Source organism: Halobacillus rhizosphaerae, from assembly GCF_046719735.1.
Taxonomy (GTDB): domain Bacteria; phylum Bacillota; class Bacilli; order Bacillales; family Halobacillaceae; genus Halobacillus_B; species Halobacillus_B rhizosphaerae.
Window position 1 is genome coordinate 16,778 of sequence record NZ_JAUTWQ010000015.1, and the last position, 26,030, is coordinate 42,807.

Annotated in this window: 19 protein-coding genes and 1 pseudogene; 18 read left to right on the forward strand and 2 right to left on the reverse strand. The window is 43.4% G+C overall.

All coding sequences use genetic code 11. The features are described from left to right. Positions 1–59 precede the first annotated feature (59 nt). Positions 60–359 (reverse strand): DMT family transporter, encoded by a 300-nt coding sequence (locus Q7A53_RS15720; RefSeq protein ID WP_411790137.1) that lies wholly within the window; start codon positions 357–359, stop codon positions 60–62. A gap of 2 nt (positions 360–361) precedes the next feature. Continuing rightward, a complete protein-coding gene (locus tag Q7A53_RS15725; RefSeq protein WP_411790138.1) occupies positions 362–694 on the reverse strand; it encodes a DMT family transporter in 333 nt (110 codons plus the stop codon). Positions 695–833: 139 nt separating this feature from the next. Between Q7A53_RS15725 and Q7A53_RS15730 the strand changes: the two genes are divergently transcribed. The 18 genes and pseudogenes from Q7A53_RS15730 to Q7A53_RS15815 all read left to right on the forward strand — a co-directional run bounded on the left by Q7A53_RS15730 (position 834) and on the right by Q7A53_RS15815 (position 25,490). After that, positions 834–1,667, forward strand: coding sequence for a LysR family transcriptional regulator (locus Q7A53_RS15730; protein ID WP_411790139.1), 834 nt, complete (start codon positions 834–836; stop codon positions 1,665–1,667). 494 nt (positions 1,668–2,161) lie between these two features. After that, positions 2,162–2,782, forward strand: coding sequence for a hypothetical protein (locus tag Q7A53_RS15735; RefSeq protein ID WP_411790140.1), 621 nt, complete (start codon positions 2,162–2,164; stop codon positions 2,780–2,782). 189 nt (positions 2,783–2,971) lie between these two features. Then, positions 2,972–3,748: a fumarylacetoacetate hydrolase family protein gene (locus Q7A53_RS15740; protein ID WP_411790141.1), complete on the forward strand. Its 777-nt coding sequence runs from the start codon at positions 2,972–2,974 to the stop codon at positions 3,746–3,748. A gap of 233 nt (positions 3,749–3,981) precedes the next feature. Next, positions 3,982–5,013 (forward strand): LacI family DNA-binding transcriptional regulator, encoded by a 1,032-nt coding sequence (locus Q7A53_RS15745; protein ID WP_411790142.1) that lies wholly within the window; start codon positions 3,982–3,984, stop codon positions 5,011–5,013. 20 nt (positions 5,014–5,033) lie between these two features. Beyond that, a complete protein-coding gene (locus Q7A53_RS15750; protein WP_411790143.1) occupies positions 5,034–5,930 on the forward strand; it encodes an energy-coupling factor transporter transmembrane component T family protein in 897 nt (298 codons plus the stop codon). Further along, positions 5,930–6,778, forward strand: coding sequence for an energy-coupling factor ABC transporter ATP-binding protein (locus Q7A53_RS15755; protein WP_411790144.1), 849 nt, complete (start codon positions 5,930–5,932; stop codon positions 6,776–6,778). The genes Q7A53_RS15750 and Q7A53_RS15755 overlap by 1 nt, the downstream gene beginning before the upstream one ends. 22 nt (positions 6,779–6,800) lie before the next feature. After that, positions 6,801–7,649, forward strand: coding sequence for an energy-coupling factor ABC transporter ATP-binding protein (locus Q7A53_RS15760; RefSeq protein ID WP_411790145.1), 849 nt, complete (start codon positions 6,801–6,803; stop codon positions 7,647–7,649). Then, entirely contained in the window at positions 7,633–8,520 is an 888-nt protein-coding gene (locus Q7A53_RS15765) for a nucleoside phosphorylase (RefSeq protein ID WP_411790146.1), read from the forward strand. The genes Q7A53_RS15760 and Q7A53_RS15765 overlap by 17 nt, the downstream gene beginning before the upstream one ends. A gap of 21 nt (positions 8,521–8,541) precedes the next feature. Then, positions 8,542–9,333 (forward strand): MTAP family purine nucleoside phosphorylase, encoded by a 792-nt coding sequence (locus Q7A53_RS15770; RefSeq protein ID WP_411790147.1) that lies wholly within the window; start codon positions 8,542–8,544, stop codon positions 9,331–9,333. 1 nt (position 9,334) lies between these two features. After that, positions 9,335–10,774 (forward strand): amidohydrolase family protein, encoded by a 1,440-nt coding sequence (locus tag Q7A53_RS15775; RefSeq protein ID WP_411790148.1) that lies wholly within the window; start codon positions 9,335–9,337, stop codon positions 10,772–10,774. A gap of 11 nt (positions 10,775–10,785) precedes the next feature. After that, the gene (locus tag Q7A53_RS15780) at positions 10,786–11,394 is read left to right on the forward strand and encodes a class II aldolase/adducin family protein (protein ID WP_411790149.1); all 609 of its coding nucleotides are present in this window, start codon (positions 10,786–10,788) and stop codon (positions 11,392–11,394) included. 34 nt (positions 11,395–11,428) lie between these two features. Next, positions 11,429–12,505, forward strand: a complete 1,077-nt coding sequence (mtnA, locus tag Q7A53_RS15785; RefSeq protein ID WP_411790150.1) for an S-methyl-5-thioribose-1-phosphate isomerase — start codon at positions 11,429–11,431, stop codon at positions 12,503–12,505. 24 nt (positions 12,506–12,529) lie between these two features. Next, positions 12,530–12,700: a DUF1427 family protein gene (locus Q7A53_RS15790; RefSeq protein WP_411790151.1), complete on the forward strand. Its 171-nt coding sequence runs from the start codon at positions 12,530–12,532 to the stop codon at positions 12,698–12,700. A 45-nt stretch (positions 12,701–12,745) separates the two neighbouring features. Beyond that, on the forward strand, positions 12,746–14,929 hold the full coding sequence (locus Q7A53_RS15795; protein WP_411790152.1) for a malate synthase G: 2,184 nt from the start codon (positions 12,746–12,748) through the stop codon (positions 14,927–14,929). Positions 14,930–14,998: 69 nt separating this feature from the next. Next, positions 14,999–15,235 (forward strand): CidA/LrgA family protein, encoded by a 237-nt coding sequence (locus Q7A53_RS15800; RefSeq protein ID WP_411790153.1) that lies wholly within the window; start codon positions 14,999–15,001, stop codon positions 15,233–15,235. Further along, a pseudogene (locus Q7A53_RS15805) lies at positions 15,157–15,456 on the forward strand (LrgB family protein); the annotation flags it as partial. The gene Q7A53_RS15800 and the pseudogene Q7A53_RS15805, both read left to right, overlap by 79 nt. Before the next feature lie 97 nt (positions 15,457–15,553). Next, the gene (locus tag Q7A53_RS15810) at positions 15,554–15,805 is read left to right on the forward strand and encodes an LrgB family protein (RefSeq protein ID WP_411790154.1); all 252 of its coding nucleotides are present in this window, start codon (positions 15,554–15,556) and stop codon (positions 15,803–15,805) included. 298 nt (positions 15,806–16,103) lie between these two features. Further along, positions 16,104–25,490, forward strand: a complete 9,387-nt coding sequence (locus Q7A53_RS15815; protein ID WP_411790155.1) for a BMQ_0737 family morphogenetic spore coat protein — start codon at positions 16,104–16,106, stop codon at positions 25,488–25,490. The last annotated feature ends 540 nt before the right edge of the window (positions 25,491–26,030 follow it).

A 26,030-nucleotide genomic window follows, 5' to 3' on the forward strand; every position in this document is an offset into this window, starting at 1 on the left:
AAACTTGCTCTTTTATTCAAGTATTTCATAACTGGAGAGAAAGGAGTCCCTCTCTCCTTTTATTTAATAATTACGATTCCAAGGATAATGAAACTGATAAAGAAGAATTTTTTTCTGCTAGCTCTTTCGTTAAAAAGAAGAATTCCAAATAATGTGGTGGCCATAATGGAGACACCGCCCCAAATAGCATAAGCGATTCCGACTTCGATGGTCTGTACACTCATCGTAAGAAAATATAGACAGGCACCGAAAAAAATAAACGAAGTGATACTAGGAAATAAACGCTCAAAGCCCGATGAGAACTTTACTGAAATATTGGCAATGGTCGCTAATACTAGGGAAAGGACTAAATAACCCATAGTTATACACTCCTTTCTTTTCCAGGTACAGTCAGCCCCATCATTCCTGCTATAATCAGCGTCAGTCCGACAACTTTGGACATCGTCACCGATTCATGAAATAATCCGACACCTAATAACATAACAAGGAGCGTACCACCGCCAGACCATAAGGCGTTAATCATACCGATTTCATTGTCTTTTGTAATAAATATATACATAGAAATAGCGAGAATATAACAGCCAACGACTACCATACTGGCAGTGAAATTTGTAAACCCTTCGGAATATTTCATGGCTGTCGCTCCGGCAACTTCAAACAAAATGGAAATCCCTAATAAAAGATAGGTTTTCATGGTCGATCCCTCCTCGTTTCTTTCGTCTATACTTAGGATAATAGAAAATCAAGGCAGATAGGAACAATGGATTTGTCATAACATCATAACCTGAGGTTATAATAGAAGTGGCTAGGAAATAACGAAAGGGGGAGGCAGCTTGCTGAAGAAATTAAACGCTTTTATCGAAGTAGCTAAACAACAGAGTTTTACGAAAGCAGCGGAAGCTTTATACATTTCTCAACCAGCACTGAGCAAACAGATGAGAAGGTTGGAGGACGAACTGAGCTTCTCGCTTTTCAACAGGGCTTCTTACGGAGTAGAGCTGACGGAGAAAGGGAGAGGAATGGTGGACGAGCTAACTCCGCTATTTGGGCGTATTCATCAAACAGTAAAACAATACCAATTTCATGAAGATAAAATTCGTTTTGGTTCCACGCCTGTGCTTACTTCCTATTATTTGCCCAAGTATTTCGAAAAGCTTGCAAGAGGGAATCTACATGTGACTGTAGTTAAAGATGATAGTAAAGATCTTCTTCCATTACTAGAGGAAGGGGAAATTGATGCAGCAATCATACAGGACACACCTTCTTATCAAAAGCTTCTGTCTTCCTACTTGCTCACTGATCATTTTGTGGCCGCCATCCCTATCTCTTCTCCATTAGCTGGGAAACAAGAAGTCACTCTCAAGGAATGTTTGGAAGAAACGCAAATCGTCCCTACAAAAGGTCCTTTATCTGAGAAACTGCAGATCGTTATGCGGGATTATGAATTTACAGGTGAAGTTGTGGAAACCCAGTACCACGCCATGGCAGGATTGGTGGCACTTGGAATGGGCATCGCTTACCTTCCAGAGATGATGGTCCAACAAGTGGAATTTCGTGGTGTGGTGTTTTTACCGATTCAAAACACCCCTTTTAAACGAGATTTGTATCTTTATGCGAGAACGTATGAGAACCTTGATTACTTGAATGGTCTATTTACAGATATTTAATAAAAATTAGACCTTCCGAATACTCAAAACCTAATTGGAAGATTGTTATATCGTTCAATATTCAACCTCCTTTTTTTAAGGTAACTAAACTCGAAGGGACAAGGTTCCTGTCCCCAATGTCCCCATTCGGATCTGGGGAGGAACGGAAGAGATGGGGGTTTGATAATTTTTAGATTTTTTAGATTTTTGTAAAAATAGTGTTGAATTTACAAAAATCGATGCGTATAATACAAATCATAAGAAAACGTTTTCACAACATATCAGAAGTTGAAAGGGCTTACATAAATTGGTTTATTCTTTGGAATCTATCTCAGATATTGTGGTTTCCAGACTAATTAAGCCCTAATTTTTTACAAAAATGTGGAAACGTTTTTATGTCAAACGGATAGGACGAGCTTTCGGTCCATCCCAGTCTCTAGCATAGATTTGGATTCAAAATGGGAAGGGAGGGAAATTCAAACAGCTTACCTTAACAAAAAAATAGGAGGGACCACATGTTAAGAAAAAATAAGAGTTTCATAGTGGCGATGATTCCTGCTGGTATTGCGTTAAACTGGGTAGCGAACTCGATCGTCGAAATGTTGAAGCTTCCATTGTTTTTAAACAATATCGGTACGGTGTTAAATGCGATTGTACTTGGACCGGTATGGGGCGCAGTAACCGCAATCATGACGAATGTCATTTTAGCACTCATTGTACGGTGGACTTATCTTCCGTTCGCATTAGTAGGTGTTGTTGTTGCCTTTTTATCTTATTTCTTCTTTAGAAAAGGATGGTATAAGAAGTCTTGGAAGGTAATTACTTCCGGTGCTATCACTGGTATAGTGGCGTCAGCCGTTGCGACTATTATTTCTGTTTATGTGTTTGGAGGATTCTCTGGTCATACGATGGATGTACTGACAGCTGGACTCATTGCATCTGGACAAAAAATCTTCAATGCTGCTTTTATGGCGACCCTTCCTGGGACCATTGTTGATAAAGTACTTACGTTCTGGATTGTATGGATGATTCTTAAGATGTTTCCTGTTCGCTTTTTACCGAATGCTAAAGAGATTAAAAGTAAGATCGGCATAGTTAAAAAAGGGGAAAGAAGCAAAAAGAAAATCTCTGCATAAAAAAAGAACATCAAATCAACGACTGCTTGAGACCATTCGCTGATTGATGCTCCTACCTTAATCCCAATCTTATAGAAGAATAGATTGGAGATCAAACAAAAAGATTAAAGAATTTGAAAATAAAGATTCCTGCATAGGTCAGGTTGATCGCTACTCTGGCCTATCATTACTTTTGAAGGAGGAAAATAAGTGAAATTTGTCCGCTTTACTAGTGAATCTACTGTGAAAATGGGGGTTCTTTCTACAGAAGGAATTAAAGAAATCAGCGGGGATTTGTTTTCTACCTGGCATTATACAGGAGAAACGTTTTTATTAAATGAAGTGACCTTACTAGCTCCAATCGAGCCTAATCAAGTGATTGGAATTGGCGCGAATTTCGTTAAAAGTAAAGAAGAGCTTCCAAGTCATCCTCCAGAGATGCCGGTATTTTTCTTCAAGCCTGCTTCTTCTGTCATTGGACCGGAGGATACGATTAAAATCCCTGCAGACATTGATTCGGTGAAATTCGAATCCGAAATTGCTGTCGTGATCGGTAAACAAGCAAAAGATATAGAGGAGCATGAAGTTTCCGATTATATTCTTGGGTTTACGGTCGGAAATGATGTGACGGCGCCTCAGTATTTCCATCAGGATGGACACTGGACGCTAGGAAAATCGTTTGACACATTTACGCCGCTAGGACCTGTGATCGAAACAAATCTAGATGTGGAAACTGCTCGAATTAAGGCAGTCCAGAATGGAGTAAAGAAACAGGATAGTGGTGTGGACGTCATGATTGTTTCGATAAACCGAATGATTTCTTACTTAAGTAAAGTTATGACGCTTCAGCCAGGTGATGTGATTTTAACAGGAAGCCCAGTCGGAGCTGAGTTTCTACAAGACGGAGATCACATTGAGTGCGTCGTCGATGGAATTGGTTCTTTACTTAATTCAGTTGTTCAAGTTAATCAAAAAGCGAAAGTATAACCCTTACTGCCCTATCCTAAAGTGGTGATGATATTATGTGGAAACAGGTTTTCATAGAAGCCCACACTAGAAATACTGGCTATTAAAATATCGGAATATTCATTCGAATTCATTGTTCTAATAAATAGTAGAGGGTATAATGGTGATTTAATAATTGGGAAATGTTTCTAGTGGTTCTATATTTTTTTCTTAACTTGAGGAAACGTTTCCACATAATAATAGGAGTTGGGAAGATGTCAACGATAAAAGATGTTGCAAAAACAGCAAATGTATCCATTTCAACCGTTTCCAGAGTTTTAAACAATAGCGGATATACAAGTCAAGATACGAAAGATCGTGTATATCATGCAGTCGAAAAATTGAACTATCAAAAAAATCTAGTTGCTGCTGCGATGATCAGTAAGCAAACAGCAACGCTTGGCTTAATCATCCCGGATATTAAAAACGTATTTTATGGTGATTTAACAAGAGCAGTGGAAGATACAGCTCACAAACTTGGATTTAACGTCATTCTTTGTAATACAGACAATGACTTGAATAAAGAAAGGGAATATATTGAGTTTCTTGTACAGAAAGGAATCGACGGAATCATTTTCTCAACTCCAGAAGTCGAGGATAAGAACATCCGTGAACTCGTCAAAGCAAAGCCGGACCTTCCTATTATTCTTTTAGGCAGTGAAGTCGATGGGGCGAAGGTGGATCAAGTCTTAGTCGATAACTTCCAGGGTGCATATTTGGCCACGGAACATCTCCTGCAATTAGGTCATCAACAAATCGGCTATATCAGCGGTCAACCGGAATCGTATTCGACCATTGAACGACAAAAAGGATATGAAACAGCCTTAAAAGATTATGGGATCTCTCCTTCTGAAGAGAACATTATCTTAGATGAATTTAAAGTCGACAGCGGCTATAAAAATGGTAAGAAAATGCTCTCCCAAGAGAACCGCCCAACGGCAATCTTTGCAGGGAATGATGCCATTGGTGTAGGAGTTTACAACGCTGCTAGAGAACTTGGTCTTCGTATCCCTGAGGATATATCCGTCGTTGGTTTTGACCATTCTCTGTTTTCTGAGATTGTTTATCCAAAATTAACGACAATAAAAACGCCGATTCAAGAAATGTGTGAAAAAGCAGTCCAACTGATTGTGGAGATAGCAGAAGATAAGAAGAACTTTAAAGAAACGATTACCTTCGAACCTACTTTGATGGAGCAGCAATCCACACAGGCTCTTAGTAAAGAGGTAATTAGAAAAATTCAATAACGTAAAGGAGGAAGTCGAACATGAATAGCTTGTATATCCCAAAGGATAGCTTGCTTCATCGTTTAGACCCGCGTACTAAAATGATTTTCGTCCTGTTTGTCGTGATTAGTTCCTTCCTTTTAAATGATCCAGCGCTGCAATTGATTCTATTAGCGGCACTTCTTCCACTAGTGGTCATGTCCAAGCTGGTGAAGCCGTACCTCATTTCCATCCAATTTTTAATTTTGTTTGCCGTATTAATTATGACCGTTCACGGCATCTATAATCCGGTTGGGAAAACACCGATCTTTGAAATTTTCGGAGAATTTACGTTCAAATATGAATCGATGGTATTTGCCTCCGTCATGTCTTTTAGGATCTTAGTGATAGGAACAGCGGCCGTATTGTTTGTGATGACGACTCATCCATCTGATATGGCAGCGGCGCTAGTGAAATGGAAGGTTCCTCATTCATTTGCGTTTATCCTATTATCTACCTTCCAGATCATCCCGATCATTGCTCGTGAAGCAAAAATCGTAATGGAGGCACAGCAAGCGAGGTGCCTGGATGTGAAAGGTAGCTTAGTACAACGAGTTAAAAATCTAGTTCCGATGTTTGCCCCATTATTCATCATCACGTTCATGAAGGTACACCAATTATCCTACGTGTTAGAGTGCAGAGCGTTCAGTAGAAAGGGGACGAAAACAAGTCTTCGAGAGACTAAGATTACCTCACTTGATTATAGTTTTTTACTAGCTATGCTTGTTGTCCTGTTATTTGAGGTTTACTTAAAGCTCTTCATGATGAGCTCCGTTCACTTTACAACGAACTCGTTATTAATTGATTCACTTATTGGAACGTGGATTATCTTTAGTTTCTTGATTGTGAAATTCCTATACAAACGACTACATGGGATGGTCGGAGGAGAGGTGTCATAGTGACCAATGAAGCCGTAAGAGTAGAGAATTTAACCTTTCAGTATCCTGATACGGAAGAAGAAGTATTGAAGAATATTAATTTCACTCTTCACTTTGGAGAGATTCTCGGGATTGTCGGCCCAACTGGTGCCGGAAAGTCGACTTTAGCGATGTGTTTAAATGGATTAGTTCCTCAAGTCATTGAGGGAGAATTAAGAGGAGATGTGTTTGTAAAAGAAAAAAACATAAATGAAACTTCTGTCGCTGAGATTTCAGAACATGTGGGCTTTGTGTTTCAGGAACCAGAAAATCAATTAAGCCAAATGACGATTGAAGAAGAAATTGCATTTGGAATGGGAAATTTAGGTGTGGCACGAGAGGAAATGATTAACCGAATTAAGGAATCCCTTGAACAGGTTGGTCTGAGCGGCTTTGAAAAACGCAGCCCGCTTGCCCTCTCTGGGGGTCAGCAGCAGCGCCTGGCAATTGCTTCTGTTATGGCGATGAGACCTTCCATCATGATTATGGATGAACCTACTTCGATGCTCGATCCGAAAGGGAAAAATGAGGTCTATGACGTGCTTCAGAATTTAAAGGAATTTAATATGACTGGAATCATTATCGACCATGAAGTAGAAAGAATCGCCACCTATTGTGACAAGATTCTCGTTCTAGATGAAGGGCAAGTCAAAGCATTTGGATCTCCGGAAGAAGTGTTCACTCAAATTGAATTGCTTCAGCAGCTGCAGTTAAATGCTCCACAAGTAACGGGGTTTCTCTATCAATACAACCGCCAATTTAACCGACGCGCCAAGCTTGCTACGACGGTGGGAGAAGCTGTTACCAGTTTTGAAAGCGAATACAATTAATATCCCCTGGGAGGTGTCTAGATTGGATGCGTATATTTCCATTAAAAATGTCTCGCATACTTACAAAAATGGAGTTACAGCGATTAAAGATATAAATCTAGAAATCTATGAAGGAGAAGTTGTCGCAATACTGGGCAGTAATGGATCAGGCAAGACAACGCTTGTAAAACATTTCAATGGGCTGCTCAAGCCGACCAAAGGAACAATTGAAGTTGGAGGATTAAATACCAAAAAAGAAAAGATCTCAACCTTATCGAGCCTCGTTGGCTACGTTTTTCAGAACCCTAACCACCAAACCTTTCTCTCGACGGTCGAACAAGAGCTGTCTTATGGATGTAAGAACTTAAATATGGAGGAGGATGAAATCGAAGAACGAGTAGACAAAGCGATTGAATTATTCGAACTTCATGATCGCTTGGAAGACAACCCGTTTGATTTGAATTCGAGTCAACGGAAAGAAGTAGCCATGGCCTCGATTATGGCCGTGTCTCCAAAAGTGATTGTGCTGGATGAGCCTACCACAGGACAGGATCATAAGGGATGTAAACGGGTTCTGCATCTGGTGCAAATGTTCAAGGATTTAGGACACACAGTGGTTTTAATTACGCATGATATGAATTTAATTGGTGAGTTGAATTGCCGCACTGTTGTCATGAACCAAAGTGAAATTATTGCCGATGACAAAGCAGATCAGGTCTTTTCCGACAAAGGGATTATGGAAGAAGCCGGACTGCAGCCTCCGCAGATTACTACCTTTGCTAGTAAAATCTCAACTCTGAATCAAGAACAAACGTACTTAACCATCGATTCCATACTTAAAGAAATAGCAGTTAATCAAAAGGAGGACGTTAAAATTGGTACAGGATCTTAAATGGAAAGCTAAAGCAAACCGCCCCGAATCAGCCGATCAATCGCAATATCATATAAGGTGCCGCCCAGGTGATGTTTCAAAGTATGTATTACTACCAGGTGACCCAGAACGAGTAGGGAGTATGGCTGAGCTTTGGGATACGAAGAAGCATGTGGCTACCTATCGAGAACACGTGACCTATTCAGGCGATGTTTCAGGAGTACCCATTTCTGCCTGTTCCACTGGAGCTGGTGGACCTTCCACAGCTAGTGCCCTGGAAGAGTTAGCGGAGATTGGTGCCGATACTTTTATCCGAGTAGGAACCTGCGGAGCGATGCAAGAGAACATTAATCCCGGCGACTTGATTATTTGTGCAGGAGCTGTTCGCTATGATGGGACATCGGATCAATATGTCGATGCCAAGTATCCGGCTATTGCCAACCAGGAAGTGGTCATGGCTTTAATTGAAGCAGCTGAACGCTTAGGAGTGACGTACCATGTCGGTATTGGTTACACAGCTGCCTCCTTCTTCTGTGGTCAAGGACGTCCCGGCTTCAACAATTATCAACAAAGCTGGATGGAGACGATCATGGAGGATATGCAGAATGCAGGCGTGAAGAATTTTGAAATGGAAGCAGCTACCGTGTTAACGCTTAGCAGTTTATTCCAACTACGTGCTGGAGCTATTTTCACAGCTGTCGCCAATCGAGTTCGTGATGAATTTGAATATAAAGGAAGCGGAGTGGAACAATCGATTGCTGTTGCAACCGAAGCGGTAAAAATTTTGAGCCACTGGGACGAACTGAAGAAACGTTCAGGAAAGCCGTACTTCTTTCCATCGTTATTAGCTTCAGAGGTACAAAAAGAGAAAGAAGTCATCGCTCCAAAATAATTAAGGCAGGGAGGAACCGGAATGAAAGTAGGGATTATTGGTGGAACAGGTTTTTATGATTTAGTAGATGAAATGGAAGAACTTCGTGTGAACACGGAGTATGGAGAAGGGATTGTCTACAAGGGCTCTTATAAGGATAAGGATATTTACTTCTTACCTAGACACGGAAAGCACCATGACAGCCTGGCTCATCAAATTAATTATCGTGCCAACATGAAGGCACTGAAACAGTTGGGTATCCATCACGTCCTTGCCATGTGTGCGGTAGGTTCGTTAACAACCGAAATCCCTGTTGGATCCCTGGCACTCTTAGATCAGTTTATGGATGTCACCACCAATCGTGTGAATACATTTGATCAATATTCGGTAGAGATGACCGAACCGTATTGTCCTAACCTCCGCCAAAACGTAATCGAAGCGGCCGGTGAGCTTGGGTTGACCATACGTCCAACAGCTAACTACATTTGCGTAGATGGTCCGCGCTACGAGACAGCTCTAGAAATTAATGTATATAAAAACTGGGGGATGCATGTGGTCGGCATGACCAATGGAACTGAAGCAGCCCTTGCTAGAGAGCTTGGAATTGCCTACGCCGTGGTATGCCTCTCTACCGATTTAGCTGCAGGGACTACAGAGGTACCGCCAGACTTAGATACCCACAAAAATGTCGTCAAAGATAATCAACAAAAGTTAAAAGACTTATTTTTGAAATCGATCGAAATGATCCAAGAAGATCAGCCTTCGATTGCTCATGATGCCTATCAACGGGCATTATCTGCTCGAAAAGACAAGCTAGCCGCCTCAGCAAACTAAAATGAAAACTCTTATCAAGAATGCTGAACTTGTAACCATGGACAAGGATGTTGACTTATTGAAGGGGCACGTCTTAATCACAGACGGAAAGATCGCTCGAGTGATTCCTGCTGGGGATGAGATATCAGGGGATGACCTAGATGAAGTGGTCAATTGTGAAGGAAAACTGGTGATGCCGGGGATGACCAACGCCCATTACCACTCTTACTCTAATTTATTAAAAGGGACCGAGAATAAGCTCCCGTTGGAATTATGGTCTCTTTACACTGTAGCTTACGGCCATTCACTTACAGATGAAGACATTTATTTGGCTGTATTGCTAGGAGCCAGCGAGATGATTCGAGGAGGGGTGACAGGGTGCGTCGATCATTTTCCCCACCTCCCTAGAATGGAGTCTGCGCTTCACGCCTATGAGACATCAGGGATGCAAGTATCCTTTGCTCCAATGATGCAGGATGTGACGGACCATCAATTCCTGTCTCTATCTTTTCCACCTTCTATTCAGTCTAAGTTAAATCAGCAACAGCCCATGTCCGTAGAGGCTATGAAAGACCTTTATGATTCACTAATCAAAAGCTGGCACCGAAAACACGACAGGATTCATATCATGCTTGGACCCAATGCACCTCAGCGCTGTTCAGATGAGATGTTAACTCTATGTCGAGAGCTACGTGATCAATATGAATTGAAGGTGCACACCCATCTGCTCGAAACCAAAATGCAAAAACAGATAGGGGATCAAACATATCCCAATGGCATTATAGGATTTATGGAGGATAAGGGGCTGCTGACCGACCGACTCTCTGTTGCCCATGCAGTGTGGGTAACTGAAGAAGAAAGGGAACTTCTGAAAGCGAGACAAGTCCAAGTGATTCATAACCCTGTTAGCAATATGATGCTCGGCAGCGGAAGAGCTCCTCTATCTAATTATGTGAAAAGTGGCATGACCATCGGGCTTGGAACCGATTCATCCAACTGCGGAACACAGCACAATCTTTTTGAAGCGATGAGACTCGCAGCCATGCTGCCTCGACTCAACCAGCCAGATTATGAAACCTGGCCCACCCCAAAAGAGACATTGAACATGGCGACGGTTGGGGGAGCGTCCATCATGGAGAGCGGGAGTCTCCGGGGGAAAATTAAGGAAGGCTATGATGCTGACCTCGTCTTTCTTTCAAATAACACGATCCCGTGGGCTCCCACACAAGATGTCCTCTCTCAGCTTGTCTTTCAAGAGACAGGTCATTCGATCGAATCTGTCATGATCAAAGGGGATTGGATTCTGCGGAATAGACAGATTATCAGCTTTGACGAACAAGAAGTGATCGACCGGATCAAGGAAAGAACGGAACAAAGGATGTCTAATAGTAAGGATTCTTTACAGTTTGCTGATTTACTCAAGCCATATGTAAAACAATTTTATCAAGATTTTTATCAATAGGAGGCGTTTAAATGGATCTTCAATTATTAAAAAAAGAGCTGCAATATGTATCTCATAAAGTTTATCAAAAGGGCTTTACCCAAGCGACGGGTGGGAATATTAGTGTTCGAATACCTGGTACGGATCATGTGTTAATAAAACGAAGCGGTGTCAGTTTAGGAGAGGTTAGCATAGAGGACGCGCTAATCGTCGACATGGACGGAGAGGTTGTTGAAGGGCAAGGAAAGCCTTCGAAGGAAATCGGGTTCCATTTAGGTATCTATAAAGTACGACCTGATGTCAATGCCGTTGTTCACTGTCATCCAAATTATACGGTTGGCTATGCATGTTTAGGGATGGAACTGCCTTTGCCAACCGTGACGGCACGCAAATTACTGGGGTATGTCCCAGTAGCAGAAGAAGCTCCTTCAGGTTCTAAGGAACTCGCTCAATATGTGACTGACGTTTACGTGAAGAATCAAGATATTCGCATTGCTCTAATGAAAGATCATGGGGTCTGTTCTGTAGGGAAAACGTTGGAAGAAGCCTACAATGTCGTCGATTTGGCAGAAGCTACAGCCAAACAAGCCTATATCGTTTCCCAGCTGCGCGCCCATTCAAAAGCCCCAGTCCCAAACTAAGCTTTTCCAAATGATTTGAAAAGGAGCGGATGAGATGAAACGAATGGAACATTTGGTCCAACGATTACAGGAACAACAGTTAGCTCTTCCTATCTGGTTTGAGAATAATCGCTTAAAGGTGCTTGATCAAAAGAAGCTTCCATCTAAGGAAGAGGTCTACAGTTTCTCAACCGTAAATGAACTAGCGGAAGCGATTCGGTCCATGACGATTCGCGGTTCTGGGGCGATTGGCATCTGTGGGGCATACGGAATGTTCTTTGCCGCCCTGCAATCCAATGGAGATGAGAACTTTGTCAAAGAGGCAGGTGCCCTGCTTAAGAGTACCCGTCCAACTGCAGTTAATTTAATGAAAACCGTAGACGAAATGCTTACAGCTGCCAGCGGATCAGGAGCGGATTTGATTGAAAAGCTCGAGGATAAAGCAATTGAAGTATTAGAACGGCAGCTGCTATTCGAATACCAACTCGGTGAGCATGGCGCATCGTTAATCGAAGACGGTGATACCATTATGACTCACTGCCATTCAGGTGCACTAGGGGGATCAGGCTATGGAGGACGAGCTCTATCCGTCATTCGAACAGCTCATGAACAAGGCAAAAACATTCACGTTTATACATGTGAGACCCGTCCTTATCTGCAAGGAGCCCGTATTACCGCCTATGAGTTAAAGAAATTTGGCATTCCACATACCTTGATTACCGATAGCATGTCCGCGTTTTGCATGAGTCAGGGACGCATTCAAAAAGTAGTCGTAGGCTCTGATCGCGTCGCGGCTAATGGAGACTTGGCTAACAAAATCGGAACGTACATGCACGCTCTTGCTGCTAAAGCACATCAAGTGCCGTTCTACACCGCCACTTCCAGTCATACCATCGACTTTCATACGAAGAGCGGCAGTCAAATAGAGGTAGAAATGCGAGCAGCAAAGGAAGTGACCCATTTTAACGGTCTGCCAACAGCACCGGAAGGGACACATGCCCTCTATCCTTCCTTTGATATTACACCAAATGACTTAATTTCTGGCATTATCACAGAAAAAGGGGTATTCACAGCGCCTTACGAGACCAATTTAAAGAAAGAACTGGATTTGGAAAGAATTCTGCAAAGCTAAGATAATAGATGATGGAGGTGCCCTATGGTAAAAGAGGCTGTCTTGGCCTTACTAGCCGGCATGTTTATCGGGATTGTATTTAAAGTAATCAAGCTTCCTTTGCCGGCACCACCTGTACTCGCAGGCGTGTTAGGGGTAGCGGGCGTATATGTAGGCGGGAAAATCGTAGAACTCCTTTCCTACCGCCTCCTCTAACTTTTGATGAAGAGTACTTACCGAAAATGAGAAGGAGGAACATGCATGACCGAATATATTAAAGTGGGGAATTTGCAAGTTGCGTCGAATCTATACAGGTTTATCAACGAACAGGCTTTACCTGGATCACATCTATCAGGAACACAATTTTGGAGCGATTTTGAAGAGTTGATCGACGATCTTTACCCTGAGAATCGATCTCTATTAAACAAAAGAGAAAAATTGCAGAGTCAAGTTGATGAATGGCACGAGAGTCATGCATCAAAGGAAGACCATTCTTATAAAGAATTTTTAAAAGAAATTGGCTACTTAGAAGAAGAAGTGGAAGACTTTGCTGTTACCACAAGTCATGTCGATGAAGAGATTACAAGCCAAGCTGGACCGCAATTAGTTGTCCCTGTCGATAACGCCCGCTATGCATTAAATGCAGCAAACGCCAGGTGGGGGAGTCTCTATGATGCGTTGTATGGTACAAATGTGATCAGTGGAGAGAACGGCTTGGAAAAGGGATCTTCCTATAACCCGTTAAGAGGAAGCGAAGTAGTGGAGTACAGCAAGAAGAATTTCCTCGATCAAGCTGTCCCGTTCCAGGGTGTTTCTCATCGTGAGGTATGTACTTATTTAATTGAATCAGGAGAATTGATAGGAAGAAAAGCTAATGGGGAAAAAGCTACACTAGAAGAACCATCCCAATTGATCGGTTATCAGGGAAATAGAGAAGAACCAACAGCCATCCTATTGAAGAACAATGGATTACACCTTGAAATTCAAATCGACCGTAATCATCCAATCGGCCAATCAGATGATGCGGGAGTGAAGGATGTCCTGATGGAATCTGCGACCACTACGATAATGGATTGTGAAGATTCTGTCGCAGCTGTTGATGCGGAGGATAAGGAACTCGTCTATCACAATCTCCTAGGCTTGATGAAAGGCGACTTATCAGAAAGCTTTAGCAAAAACGGAAAAACCGTGACGAGAACTTTGAGAGAGGATCGTTCCTATACCACGCCATCTGGCGGAACGAAAACGCTGCATGGCCGTTCTCTCATGTTTATTCGCAACGTAGGTCATCTGATGACGACCAATGCCATACTCGATTCGAATGGGCACGAGATACCTGAAGGAATCATGGACGGCGTGATTACCAGTCTTGTCGCCAAGCACGATGTTCTGCGTAAAGGGGGCCGACAAAACTCAGCTAAAGGTTCGATCTACATTGTTAAGCCGAAAATGCATGGATCTGAAGAAGCGGCCTTTGCGAACAAGCTCTTCAACCGAGTTGAAGATATGCTAGGATTAGAGCGTCACACGATTAAGATAGGGGTCATGGATGAAGAACGGCGAACTACGTTGAATTTGAAAAATTGTATCAACGAAGTGAAGGAACGAATCGTCTTTATCAACACTGGTTTCTTAGATCGTACCGGGGATGAAATCCATACCTCTATGAAAGCAGGAGCCATGATTCGCAAAACCGAAATGAAAAATTCTATCTGGCTGCAAGCCTATGAAAAATCCAATGTAACCGTAGGACTCGGGACAGGCTTACAAGGTCACGCTCAAATCGGCAAAGGAATGTGGTCGATGCCAGACCGAATGAAGGAAATGCTAGATCAAAAAGGCAGCCAGCTATTAGCGGGGGCGAACACAGCGTGGGTTCCTTCTCCAACAGCAGCTACTCTTCATGCACTTCATTATCACACCATTAATGTCAATGAAGTGCAAAAAGAAATGGCTAACGATCCCCAAGACTTTACAGACCAAGTACTGCATATTCCAACCTCTCCTGACCAGCAGTGGAACGAAGAAGAAATCAAGCAGGAGCTTGATAACAACGCGCAAGGAATTCTCGGCTATGTCGTTCGCTGGGTTGAACAAGGAATCGGCTGTTCGAAGGTGCCAGATATCAATGATGTAGGGCTGATGGAAGACCGCGCCACGCTTCGTATTTCCAGTCAGCATATGGCCAATTGGCTCCATCACGGAATTGTCACCAACGAACAGGTAGAGGAAACGCTTGAGCGCATGGCGATCGTTGTTGATCAACAAAATGAGGGAGATCCTCACTATGTAAAGATGGCTCCAAACTATAACGAATCGGTCGCTTTTCAAGCAGCGCGGAGTCTTATTTTCGACGGGGTCAACCAGCCGAGCGGTTATACCGAGCCGATCTTGCATCGTGCAAGAATTCAGGCAAAAGCCAAAAAGTTTTCGCGAACGATGTAACCATTCTAGGAATCACTGCCTGGTAAAGGGTAGTGATTCTTTTCTATCTATTGAATAGGAGGGGCTGCTATGCAACTAGTGAAGTATGGAATTCATCTGATCATACTGTCTTTCTTTTATATGCTGGGGACGTGGATTCAGCAACTATTCCATCTCTTCATTCACGGGAGCATTATCGTTATGTTTCTTCTGTTTCCGGGGCTCTCTTTCAAACTGATCAGTCCCCATTGGATTGCTCAAGGATCGAACCTGCTGATCCGTCACTTATCATATATGTCCTATCTACGAAACTATATAAGCGCATAAAACCTCCATTTTACTACCGGTATTTATCTCTACCATTCTACTCGTATCATTTTACTGATCTGCCACGTATCTTACAGAGCTATATGTTAGGTGCAAATTGGATCAATAAACTCCTTAGTCCGGCCGTCGTCGCCTTTGCCTACCCTTTATACAAACAACGATCCATACTTAAAAGTTATCTTACATCCATTCTGTCGAGTGTAGCCATTGGTGCAGTCTCGGGCATTACATCGGCCGTTTTTCTTCTGAAATGGACCCATTTCTGTGAACGCATCATCTACACGGATCATTCAGAAAAACTCCAGGACACCAGTTTCTATGGATGTCGCGAGCAGCCTGGGTGGAATTCTATTTATGGCAGGAATGTTTGTCATCATAGTAGGCATCAGCGGAGCTATCTTTGCGTCACCTCTTTTCAAGTGGATCGGCATCAACCACTATCTTGGGAAGGGGATTGGAATGGGGGGGCGGTTCACATGTGATTGGCACCTCGCTGGTGTGGATTTTGTTGTAGGGGAATGGTGTCTTTTTTTGTTCCTTTTTAAAATTTACATAGCCCTTTTCATTTAATTAACGATTACAAGGAGAGCATTTACATTAATAGATTGTCTTATTGTGAGCAAGAAGGGTTTATTGAATGATTTCATAAATTTAATTTGGCCTCTCAAAAGTTCATTAAACTTTTGAGAGGTTTTCATCTTTAACCCTAAGTGGTTTACTCCGTTCGTGAAATAAGTGGGAGTTTTCCTCGGAATAAATTAATCACTTGTAATTGTTCTTAAACAACTGGGTAAGCGGACAGTCAAAAAGGCAGAATGAAAATAGACTAATATCAATATGTTAACGAAAAAAAGGAGGAAGAAAAAGAATGGCATTTCCGTCTAATAATCAGTTTCAACCATTATTATTAGGCGCTCAACCTATCTTTGATGTGGTAGGTGATGAAGCTCCAAGTTCAACGGACATCGTAGGTAATACCCAGTTTCCCGCCGGGTTTTTCGCCTACGACGGGCAGAATATTTATTTTCGGATCCGGCTGAATACGAATCCCATTAATAACCAGCTCACAGGATTTAGAAACTTTGCCTGGGGGGTACTTGTCAACACCTCAGGGACGCCAGGGGTGTATGACTGGCTGGTGAACGTCAATGGGCTGAATAGCACCATTAATCTTGTTCAAAATACAGTAAGGCAGTTCAACTCCTGGAATGATCCTGCAGAGGGGACGAATGGTCAGGGAGCACCCAATTTTTCAAGACCAATCGTCAATTTTGACGTGGCTCGTGCCAATTTGACAAATGATGGATCCAACTTTGGTGGGAATCCGGATTATTTTTTAGATTTTCAGTTTTCTGCCAGTACCTTTTTTCAGACGTTAGGGATTACAGAGAGCACACCGCTTCAATTTATTATATTCTCATCAGCCAATGCGAATAATTACAACAAAGATTCATTACGTGTAAGTGAAGGATTTCAGTTTATTAATGCCTTGACGAATCCTGTACCTCCAGAGGATGTCGATGTTCGAGCTGAGCTTTCAGTGACTAAATCAATCACATCGGGACCTCTTAGTATTTTAAATGGAAATGAAGGGACTTGGTCACAGACAGTCACTATTACGAATACCGGCCGTTCTTTAGCTAGGCAGGTATTTATCAATGATCTTTTCCAAATTGATCAGTTAACTAATGTTAATAGTATTGTTTCATCATTGGGGACGACAGCTTTTAACAGTTCTACAAGGACTTTATCCTGGAATATTGGAAATTTAAATCCTGGTCAGACGGCTACATTGACGTATGGACTTACCGGTACGTTTACAACTTCCGGAACGAGAACGCTGAATACAATTACGGCAACAGGAATTGACGATTTTACAGGGGGACAGCTACCAGTTCAGACGGTATCGAATACCGTAAGTGTCCAATCCGCTGCGGCGATTACAGGGCAGGTTACCTCAGGCTTAAATGGACTACCTTTAACAGGCGTTATGGTTGAGTTGCGTAATGCCATGAATGTATTAATTGCGACGACTACCACAAACGGTAGTGGAGCCTATAACTTTACCTCACTAACTCCTGGAACTTATTCGTTAACCTATATCCTTGCTAATTACATGACAACGACCCGTTCCACTACGGTAGCATCGGGTCAAACCCAAGTCGTCAATGTGTTGTTGCCTCCAGATCCTGGTTCAATTACGGGAACTGTCACCACAGCTGGCAACGTTCCTATCTCAGGAGCGCAAGTTCGGTTGATCGATAGTTTTAATACGGTTTTGGCTACACAGGTTACGAATGCCCAAGGGGATTATTCGTTTAACCCCGTTCAACCAGGAGCGTACGTTCTTACGGTGAGTGCTTCAACTTTCCAATCTCAAACAAGGGGGACAGAAGTCCAGTCCAATTCGGTGACAGTGGAAAATTTCCAACTCCCAGGGTCGCCGGGAACGGTAACTGGGACAGTTCGAAATCAAGCCAGTGTCTCGATACCAAATGCCACCGTTCAAGTTCTGGATCTCGCCAATAATGTCATTGCGACTACAACCACTGACGCTTTAGGCATGTATACGATCGATCAATTGGCTTCTGGAACCTATACATTGAGGACCTTAGCACCTTTGTACCAAACAAGTCTGCTTGGGTTTACGGTTGCTCAAGGCCAGACCGTCATGCAGAATGTTACTTTAATCGATCAGCCAGGAACATTATCTGGTGAAGTCACAGACGATACAACGGGAGACCCTGTTCAGGGGGCTTCTATCCAGATGATTAACCAGAGCGGGGTTACCATTGCAACAGCTACTACAGATATGGCTGGTAACTATACCATTGATAATCTTCCTCCGGGGTCTTATACAGTGACCGTTAGTCAACCCAGGTATGCATCTCAAACACTTGGGGTAATCATTGTTGCAAATGGACTGACGGTGCTGGATGTGCAGCTCACCCTGCGTGCAGGTGTAATTCAGGGAACGGTAGAAAATAGTAATAATCAGCCCATAAGTGGTGCTGTTGTGCAGCTAATTCTTAACGGAGTAGCTATCGCTTCTACCATTAGCAGCGAGTCAGGAGAATATACGTTTCCAAATCTTGCCCCTGGCAATTATTCGGTTCGAGCTTCTGCTGAGAACTTCCAAACCCAGGTACTTGGTACTTTAGTGAGTGAATTTCAAACTTCTATAGTAAACTTCACTTTATTGGAGGATCCGGGCATTCTTCAAGGTACGGTTACGGAAGGGAACCTTGATCCAATCCCTGGAGCGGTGATCACGGTAAGAACGAGTGTAGGAGATATAGTGGTCGGTACAGGAGTAGCAGATGAGGGCGGCTTTTACACCATTCCTCAATTAGCACCGGGTTCCTATACCGTCACGGCTACAGCCTCTGACTTCCAAACAGCTTCTCAAGGCGTCTTAATCCAGTCCAACATGACGACAATGGCAGACTTCGTTTTAGAGCTTAACCCTGTATCCATCATTGGCACGGTCATTAACCAGCAAACAGGGGATCCGATTACAGGGGCTCAGATTGAAGTCAGAGTGCTGGATATCAATGGGGCAGTCGTTCAAACGACGTTCACGAATAACAGCGGGGAATTCCTGGTGGATCAATTGGCTCCAGGAACCTATACTGTCTTAGCTTCCGCGCCATTCTTCCAAACGAATGTTGCGACTGTTACCGTCCCCCCTGGGGGACAGGAGAGCATCCTTATTGCTTTGACACCAAATCCAGGAACTATCGAGGGAACTCTTACTTCCGATGCAACGGGAGATCCACTTGTAGGTGCCATTGTTCAGGTTGTTAACCAGAACAATGTACAGCTTGGCACTGTGATTACAGATCAATTTGGACAGTATTCGGTGACTGGTTTGGCACCGGGTAACTACAATGTCATTGCAAGTGCGGAAGGTTTTCAAACCAAAGTCGGCGGAGCGATTGTCCTTTCTAATACTACGACGGTTGTCAACCTTTCTCTTTTAGCTTCACCTGGGGCCATCAGTGGAACGGTTACGCCAATGCAACTAAACACCATTGTCCAGCTCTATACGGCGAATAACGTTTTTATCGCCAGTGTGTTAGCAGATGTAAACGGAGTCTATGCATTTACGAATATAGCTCCGGGAAGCTATATTCTTACCGCTAGTGCTCCTAATTATACGACGATTGCTGCAGGGGCAGTGGTTAATGCAAACGATACAACGGTCGTGGACTTTACTTTGGTAGCTAATCCTGCATCGTTTTCTGGATCGGTAGTAGACGAAGGTGGAAACCCGGTTCCTAACGCCATTATTAATGTATTGGATGCGACTGAAGTTCCTATAAGTCTGGCTGGTACGGATGCTAGCGGATTCTATTCTGTCAGCAATTTGCCGGCAGGCTCCTTAACCATTGTTGTTTCAGCTCCTGGATATAGTCATGTGGTATCCGGAATTATTTTGACACCAGGGGCAAGTGTTTCGGATGTTAATTTTACTTTAATTGCAAACTCTGGATCAATCAGCGGTCAGGTTACGAACGTGGATACAGGAAGTGCGCTCGCTAATGCCATTGTTGTCGTTCGCCAAGCTGGGGCGACGGATCAAATTGTAGCTACGGTTACGACAAGTCCATTTGGTAACTATTCGGTTACCGGGTTGGCACCGGGGAGCTATACGGTGACGGCCTCATTGACAGGGTTTGGCACTCAAACTGCTGGAGCAGTAGTCGTCAGTGACATGACTACGAACGCTAATATTTCCCTATCAGAATTAAGTGGGTCAATTGATGGACAGTTGGTGGACTCGAACGGGGATCCAATTACCGGTGTAAACTTGCAATTGCGTTTATTGAACGACTTTAATGTTGTCATCTCTACCATTCTTGCAAACCCTGATGGGAGTTTCATGTTTCTGGATGTCGTCCCGGGTACGTACATCATTACGGGAACTGCCCCAGGTTACCAGACCGGCTCTGTAGGGGTCCTAGTTGAAGCGGGGCAGGTGACGCAAACTATTATTCCTCTGAATGCTTCCCCGGCTATTTTAACAGGGCAGGTGATCAGCGCTCAATCTAGTATGGGAATTAGAGGAAGTACCGTGACAGTAATCACCCCGCTTACAGGAGTGATTGTAGGGACGGCCATCACGGATCAAGATGGAAATTTTAGAATCGACAAACTGCCAGCTGGGACGTATAACGTGTCTGCTTCAGCCACAAACTTTGGTTCCGCTTCGACGGCTGTATTCCTAGTGGCGGGAGGAACTTCTACGACAACCTTGTCCTTGTCACCGAACCCGGGAGCGTTGAGTGGAACTGTGATCGATCGAGTTACTGGGGGAGTGCTTGCAGGAGCAAGTGTTCAAATTTTTGACCAGACTGGTGCCTTTTTATTCTCGACTGTAACCGATGCTTTAGGCAATTATGTAGCAACCAATCTTTCTCTTGGAAGTTATACAGCCGTAGCCAGTTTAAATGGTTACAGCAATCAACTCATCAGCTTCACTATTCAGCCCAATGAAATTTCTATTGCTAGTTTTGCCTTGGACCCGAACCCTTCTACCCTGCAAGGACTCGTTACTGATGAAAACGGGGACCCTATCGTTGGAGCAGAAATAGTGATTCGCCAGTTTACAGCAGCTGGACCAGTTATCGCCACTGCTATTACTCATGCGGATGGGGGATATTTAATTCCTTCACTGCCAGAGGGGTCATTTACCATTATTGTAACTGCTCAAGGCTATGGTACAGAGACGGCTTCTGTTTTGCTTGAACCTGGAAGTATGGCCATACAGAATTTCACTTTAACCCAGCTGGTTTCCAATGTTGAAGGGACGGTGACTGACGCAGATTCAGGAGATCCGTTGCCAAACGTACTTATTCAATTGTTTAATACGAATGGAGTACTGATTGGTTCCTTCCAAAGCGAAGTAGATGGGACGTATCGAATTGAAGGTTTTACACCTGGTCAGTATACGATTACGTTTGGTCGACCAGATTATCAGACTCAATCGATTGGCTTCATGACGAATCCAAATGAAACGGCAGTAGTGAATGCGAGTTTAATAGCAGATCCAGGAGCAATTATCGGTCAGGTGCTCGATTCCGAAGCAAATCCGTTAATCGGGGCTTCTGTAAGGGTATTTCCTTCCATAGGCTTACTACCTATCGCTACGCTTATCACAGACGGTACCGGTACGTTTTCTCTGTCTGGATTATCACCCGGCTCCTACACCCTCATCGCTACTTTTGAAAATTACTCGACTGGGCAAACAGGGATCAGCGTATTGCCTAATCAAACGAGCAGCTCGACGATTATTTTACTACCGAATCCTGCAACGATTACAGGAAATGTTAGTGACACCTCGGGGGATCCTATATCAAACGCTTCTGTGCGGGTACTTGATCAAAACGAATCTGTTTTAGGCACAACAGTTACAGATGAATTTGGGGACTATGCATTGTCTAATCTGCCTCCAGGGAATCATCAGGTTATTGTAAGTGCACCAGGGTTTGCTACTGTTGTTGGAGGAATCATATTAACTCCTGGGGAACAATTGAACAACGTTAATTTTGTACTGACTCCTAACCCGGGCAATATTCAAGGGCAAGTAACCGATCTTACCTCTGGTTTGCCGATTATTGGCGCCGTTACAGTTGCAAGGACGGTTGGAGGTATTCCAGTTATTGTAGCGTCAGTTGTGACTGATGGAAATGGGAATTATATGATTGGAGGGCTAGCCCCTGGTTCCTATTCGATCTCGAGCTCTGCGGCTGGCTATGCAATAAACGCCGTGGGTGCTCTAGTTGAAAGCGGGCAGACGACAACGGTGGACATCGCATTGTCGCCTGCGGCAGGCAGTATTTCTGGGGTTGTAACCGATGAAGAAGGAATGCCAATATTGAATTCCTTCATCGAAATTAAAGTGTTTGATCAAGCAGGAAATCTTATTCAAACCGTCTTAGCAGACTCCCAGGGAGAATTCTTAATTTCAGGGCTATCTCCAGGAACTTATCAGCTTTCTATTACGGCAACAAATTTTGCGGGGGCAACTGTCGGAGCATTCGTTGAAGCAGGGGAGACTACATTCCTATTTGTTCCTTTAAGCCCAAATCCTGCCCGAATCATCGGCGAAGTCTTTGATGCAGATACACTTGCTCCTATTAGTGGGGCAATCGTTTCTGTAACTGATGTAAATGGACTCCCAATCACAAATACAGTAACCGATGAAAATGGAAACTTTTCTATACCTGGCCTTCCGCCAACCACCGTTATAGTTTCTGCTGTTGCCCCTGGATATGGGGCGGCATCGACTGCAGTTTTGCTAACTCCAAATGCAACGGTTTCAACAACACTGGCGTTAGTGGCTAACCCGGGTGGAGTAACGGGAACGGTAACGGCTGAGGGAATTGGTGACCCTATATCTGGAGCCGTGGTGCAGATTTTTGATGGAACGAGGGCTTTAGTAGCCACACTGGTAACCGACCCTGATGGGGTCTACCAATTCAGCAGCTTATCAGCAGGGATCTATCGAATCGTTGTCTCGGCTACTGGGTTCGGAACTGCTGTTCAGGATGTGCGCATTGCGTCGAATCAATTAACGCAAGCTGATTTTATACTGAGTGAGAACCCTGGTAACATTCAAGGGCTTGTAATTAATGAGTTTACTGGGGAGCCGCTCATCGGTGTTACGGTTATCATCCGCCAATTTTCTCCGACAGGACCCATTATTCAGACTACCGCAACAGACAGCAATGGGGAATTTCTGGTCATGGGGCTGGACCCAGGGGTATACGCGGTAACTGCTTTCATCCCTTCCTACGGCTCGCGAACCGCCACAGTATCCGTTACTGCAGATACAACGACGATGGTTACGCTCGCTCTCTCGCCTGACGCAGGAGCTGTAGAAGGGATCGTCACTTCTGCAGTTACCGGAGAAGGATTAAGGGATACAAGGGTTTCGGTGTATGATGTTAACGGTGTTCTTGTCGTTGTTACTCAGACTGATAGTGAAGGAAGCTACCGGGTGGAAGGGCTGAGTCCAGGAAGCTATACGCTAGTATTTTTCCACCCATCTTTCCAAATAGCAAGTATCGGAACAATGATTCTGGCTAATGAAACCTTGATTGTTAATGCAGCTCTTAATCCATCGCCTGGAATGATTGAAGGGCAAGTATTGGATGCGTTTGGTGAATTTCCGCTCTCCGGAGCAGTTGTTCAATTATTTCCGGCACAAAGTCTTATTCCTGTTGCCAATGCTGTAACGGATCAGGACGGTTTCTATTCGTTCAGCGGAGTGGCACCTGGGGAATATACTGTTACGGCCTCTTTAACTGGTTATGCAAGGGGAGCAGTTGGGGCAACCGTGATTGAAAATCAAGTGACGATTGCCGATATTTTCTTAATTCCTAATCCTGCTTCCATCAGTGGGACCGTCACATCCAATGATGGCTCTCCTATTCAAGGAGCGACAGTACGTGTAGTCGATCAAAATGAGACGGTCTTAGGAACAGGGGTTACTGCATTTGATGGTTCCTATGTAATCGGTAATCTCCCACCGGGTTCACATACTGTCATCTTTAGCGCATCTGGATTCGGGAGTGTGGTTATTGGAGTCATTCTTTCCCAGGGAGAAGAAGAGACTGGGGTAGATGCGGTGCTCCAGCCAAATCCGGGAGCGATTGCAGGAGTTGTTTTCAATTCGGCAACGGAACAAGGAATCATCGGCGCAGACCTAGTCATTAGGAGGGTAATTGGGGATACGTCCATTGTAGTGGCTACTACCACTGCTGATTCGGATGGAAGGTATATGGTGTCTGGACTTTCGTCAGGACTTTATACGGTCACCGCAAGCGCTACAGGATATGGTCCGAATACGGTTGCTGTTGTGGTGGAAGCAGACGTTACCGAGAGAGTGGATGTTCCATTGACTTCCTTAACGGGCTCACTCGAAGGTCAAGTATTAGATTCAGAAGGGCTTCCTATTATGGAACAAGGGATAAGTATTCAAATTTTTGATGAACAAGGGCGTCTGGTGGAAACGCTGTTGGCAGATAATCTAGGTGGATTTACCGTATTGAATTTGGAACCAGGAAATTATCGAGTGGTTGTCTCAGCACCAGGGTATGAAACTGCCTCTGTAAGCGCCATAATTACCGCTGGACAAACGACGATGATTACAATAGTTCTTCAAGAGGAACCTGGTACATTATCAGTGAATGTAAGAGATCGTATGACAGGAGTTCCGATTTCAGGTGCGAGTGTTACTGTTACTCTCTCTGATGGAACTGTTGTCGGTTCTGGTGTGACGGACAGCAATGGAGATGTGATTATTACAGGATTGCCAACGGGCGAGCTTCTCCTATCTGTAGCTGGGGAGAACTATATTCCGGAAACTCAGACTATCGTAATTGGTTCAGGCGAAGTATTGGAATTAACCATCACTCTTCAGCGTATTCCACTGGGGAGGGTCATTGGTCAGGTTGTGGATCAGGAAACTACTTTTCCGATAACCGGAGCACTCGTTGAGTTAATAAATACGGCAGGGACTATTATTGCTTCCTTCACTACAGATGAAGAAGGACTATTCAACTTTGAAGATGTGCCAGAAGGAACCTACCGCTTACGTATTTCCAAGATCGGATACGAAACAGAAACGGTGGTTATTGAAGTAATGAACGGTGAAACAACCTATGTTCGTATCGAATTAGAGGTAGGAGATCCGTGTCTGCTTGAAAATCAAAGGGGCTTCTGTACCATTGAGAATCTCATATGCCATGAGACTGGGAATCCAACTCAGAGAGAAAACGTTACGGTGCAGCTGCCGAATGGAGAACAAGTAGAATTGCAACTCATAAATGTAGCTATAACTTTTGATGTAACCATTACCATAGAGGGTACAAATGGGGTTTGTGTAAGTGATCCGGTTCAACGGACAATTTGTAACCAAGTGCTCATGTGTGCGCCTCCAGACACTAATATCCATTGTTCAGTCGCTTTAAGTGATTGTATAGTAGACCTTGAGTGTAGAAATGGAAGCCTCAGTTCTGTTATTCTTCGATTATTTTGGAACCAAAGTCTTCAAACTCAAACTGACGCAACCGTGCGATTAGGTGGTACGTTAAACTCAGCTAGAGGTAAAGAGGTGGAAGAGCAGCAGTATGAGACTGATATATGTGTAAACGTCACACGTGTTCTTGATTGGATTCAGATATGTGTAGAGAAAGAGATAATTATTGATGGAGAGAGGCTCATTTTTAGGTGTAACTTTAGTTAAGGTATATGATAATTTATTTCCAGAACACATTTTTTCGTCATTTTATCATGATGGCGTTCTAAAATTCATTAAGCTCTAATTTAAGGGGAATTTCTTAAAATTGATGGCAATCTCAGGGGCAATACTGTATTTCAGTGCCTTATATACCCAGTGAAAAGATAATACTTTAATGCAAAGGTTATTGATGAACTACTCTTTTAGCTTGAAGGAGATGCTGTGATCTTTCTTAACATATGGAACCTTTTACAGTCATCCACTATTTTTTATAGGCTTTCACAAATGACATACCTTTTGACATACTAATCTAAAGGTATGTTTATTTTCTTTTATTACTGAACTTTAACATAGTCCTAAGTGTATTGCTTTTAACCATCCGTTTATAGGTTATTCCCCTTTATTAACTTAAGCGCATCCATGGGCGGCATAATGAAAAACGCCAAAGCCACTTCCGCCGTAGGTTTTGATAACAAACGGGCAGTAAAATTTAAAAACTCAACTAAAAATAAAAAGGCTATCAAAAGTTTTTAAAACTTTTGATAG

Bases quoted from the DNA above. Each gene is read 5' to 3' on its own strand.
- Q7A53_RS15735 (WP_411790140.1), top strand. From the start codon at position 2,162: ATGTTAAGAAAAAATAAGAGTTTCATAGTGGCGATGATTCCTGCTGGT.
- Q7A53_RS15750 (WP_411790143.1), top strand. From the start codon at position 5,034: ATGAATAGCTTGTATATCCCAAAGGATAGCTTGCTTCATCGTTTAGAC.
- Q7A53_RS15725 (WP_411790138.1), bottom strand. From the start codon at position 694: ATGAAAACCTATCTTTTATTAGGGATTTCCATTTTGTTTGAAGTTGCC.
- Q7A53_RS15720 (WP_411790137.1), bottom strand. From the start codon at position 359: ATGGGTTATTTAGTCCTTTCCCTAGTATTAGCGACCATTGCCAATATT.
- Q7A53_RS15790 (WP_411790151.1), top strand. From the start codon at position 12,530: ATGGTAAAAGAGGCTGTCTTGGCCTTACTAGCCGGCATGTTTATCGGG.
- Q7A53_RS15780 (WP_411790149.1), top strand. From the start codon at position 10,786: ATGGATCTTCAATTATTAAAAAAAGAGCTGCAATATGTATCTCATAAA.
- Q7A53_RS15745 (WP_411790142.1), top strand. From the start codon at position 3,982: ATGTCAACGATAAAAGATGTTGCAAAAACAGCAAATGTATCCATTTCA.
- Q7A53_RS15800 (WP_411790153.1), top strand. From the start codon at position 14,999: ATGCAACTAGTGAAGTATGGAATTCATCTGATCATACTGTCTTTCTTT.
- Q7A53_RS15775 (WP_411790148.1), top strand. From the start codon at position 9,335: ATGAAAACTCTTATCAAGAATGCTGAACTTGTAACCATGGACAAGGAT.
- Q7A53_RS15810 (WP_411790154.1), top strand. From the start codon at position 15,554: ATGGATGTCGCGAGCAGCCTGGGTGGAATTCTATTTATGGCAGGAATG.
- Q7A53_RS15795 (WP_411790152.1), top strand. From the start codon at position 12,746: ATGACCGAATATATTAAAGTGGGGAATTTGCAAGTTGCGTCGAATCTA.
- mtnA (WP_411790150.1), top strand. From the start codon at position 11,429: ATGAAACGAATGGAACATTTGGTCCAACGATTACAGGAACAACAGTTA.
- Q7A53_RS15770 (WP_411790147.1), top strand. From the start codon at position 8,542: ATGAAAGTAGGGATTATTGGTGGAACAGGTTTTTATGATTTAGTAGAT.
- Q7A53_RS15815 (WP_411790155.1), top strand. From the start codon at position 16,104: ATGGCATTTCCGTCTAATAATCAGTTTCAACCATTATTATTAGGCGCT.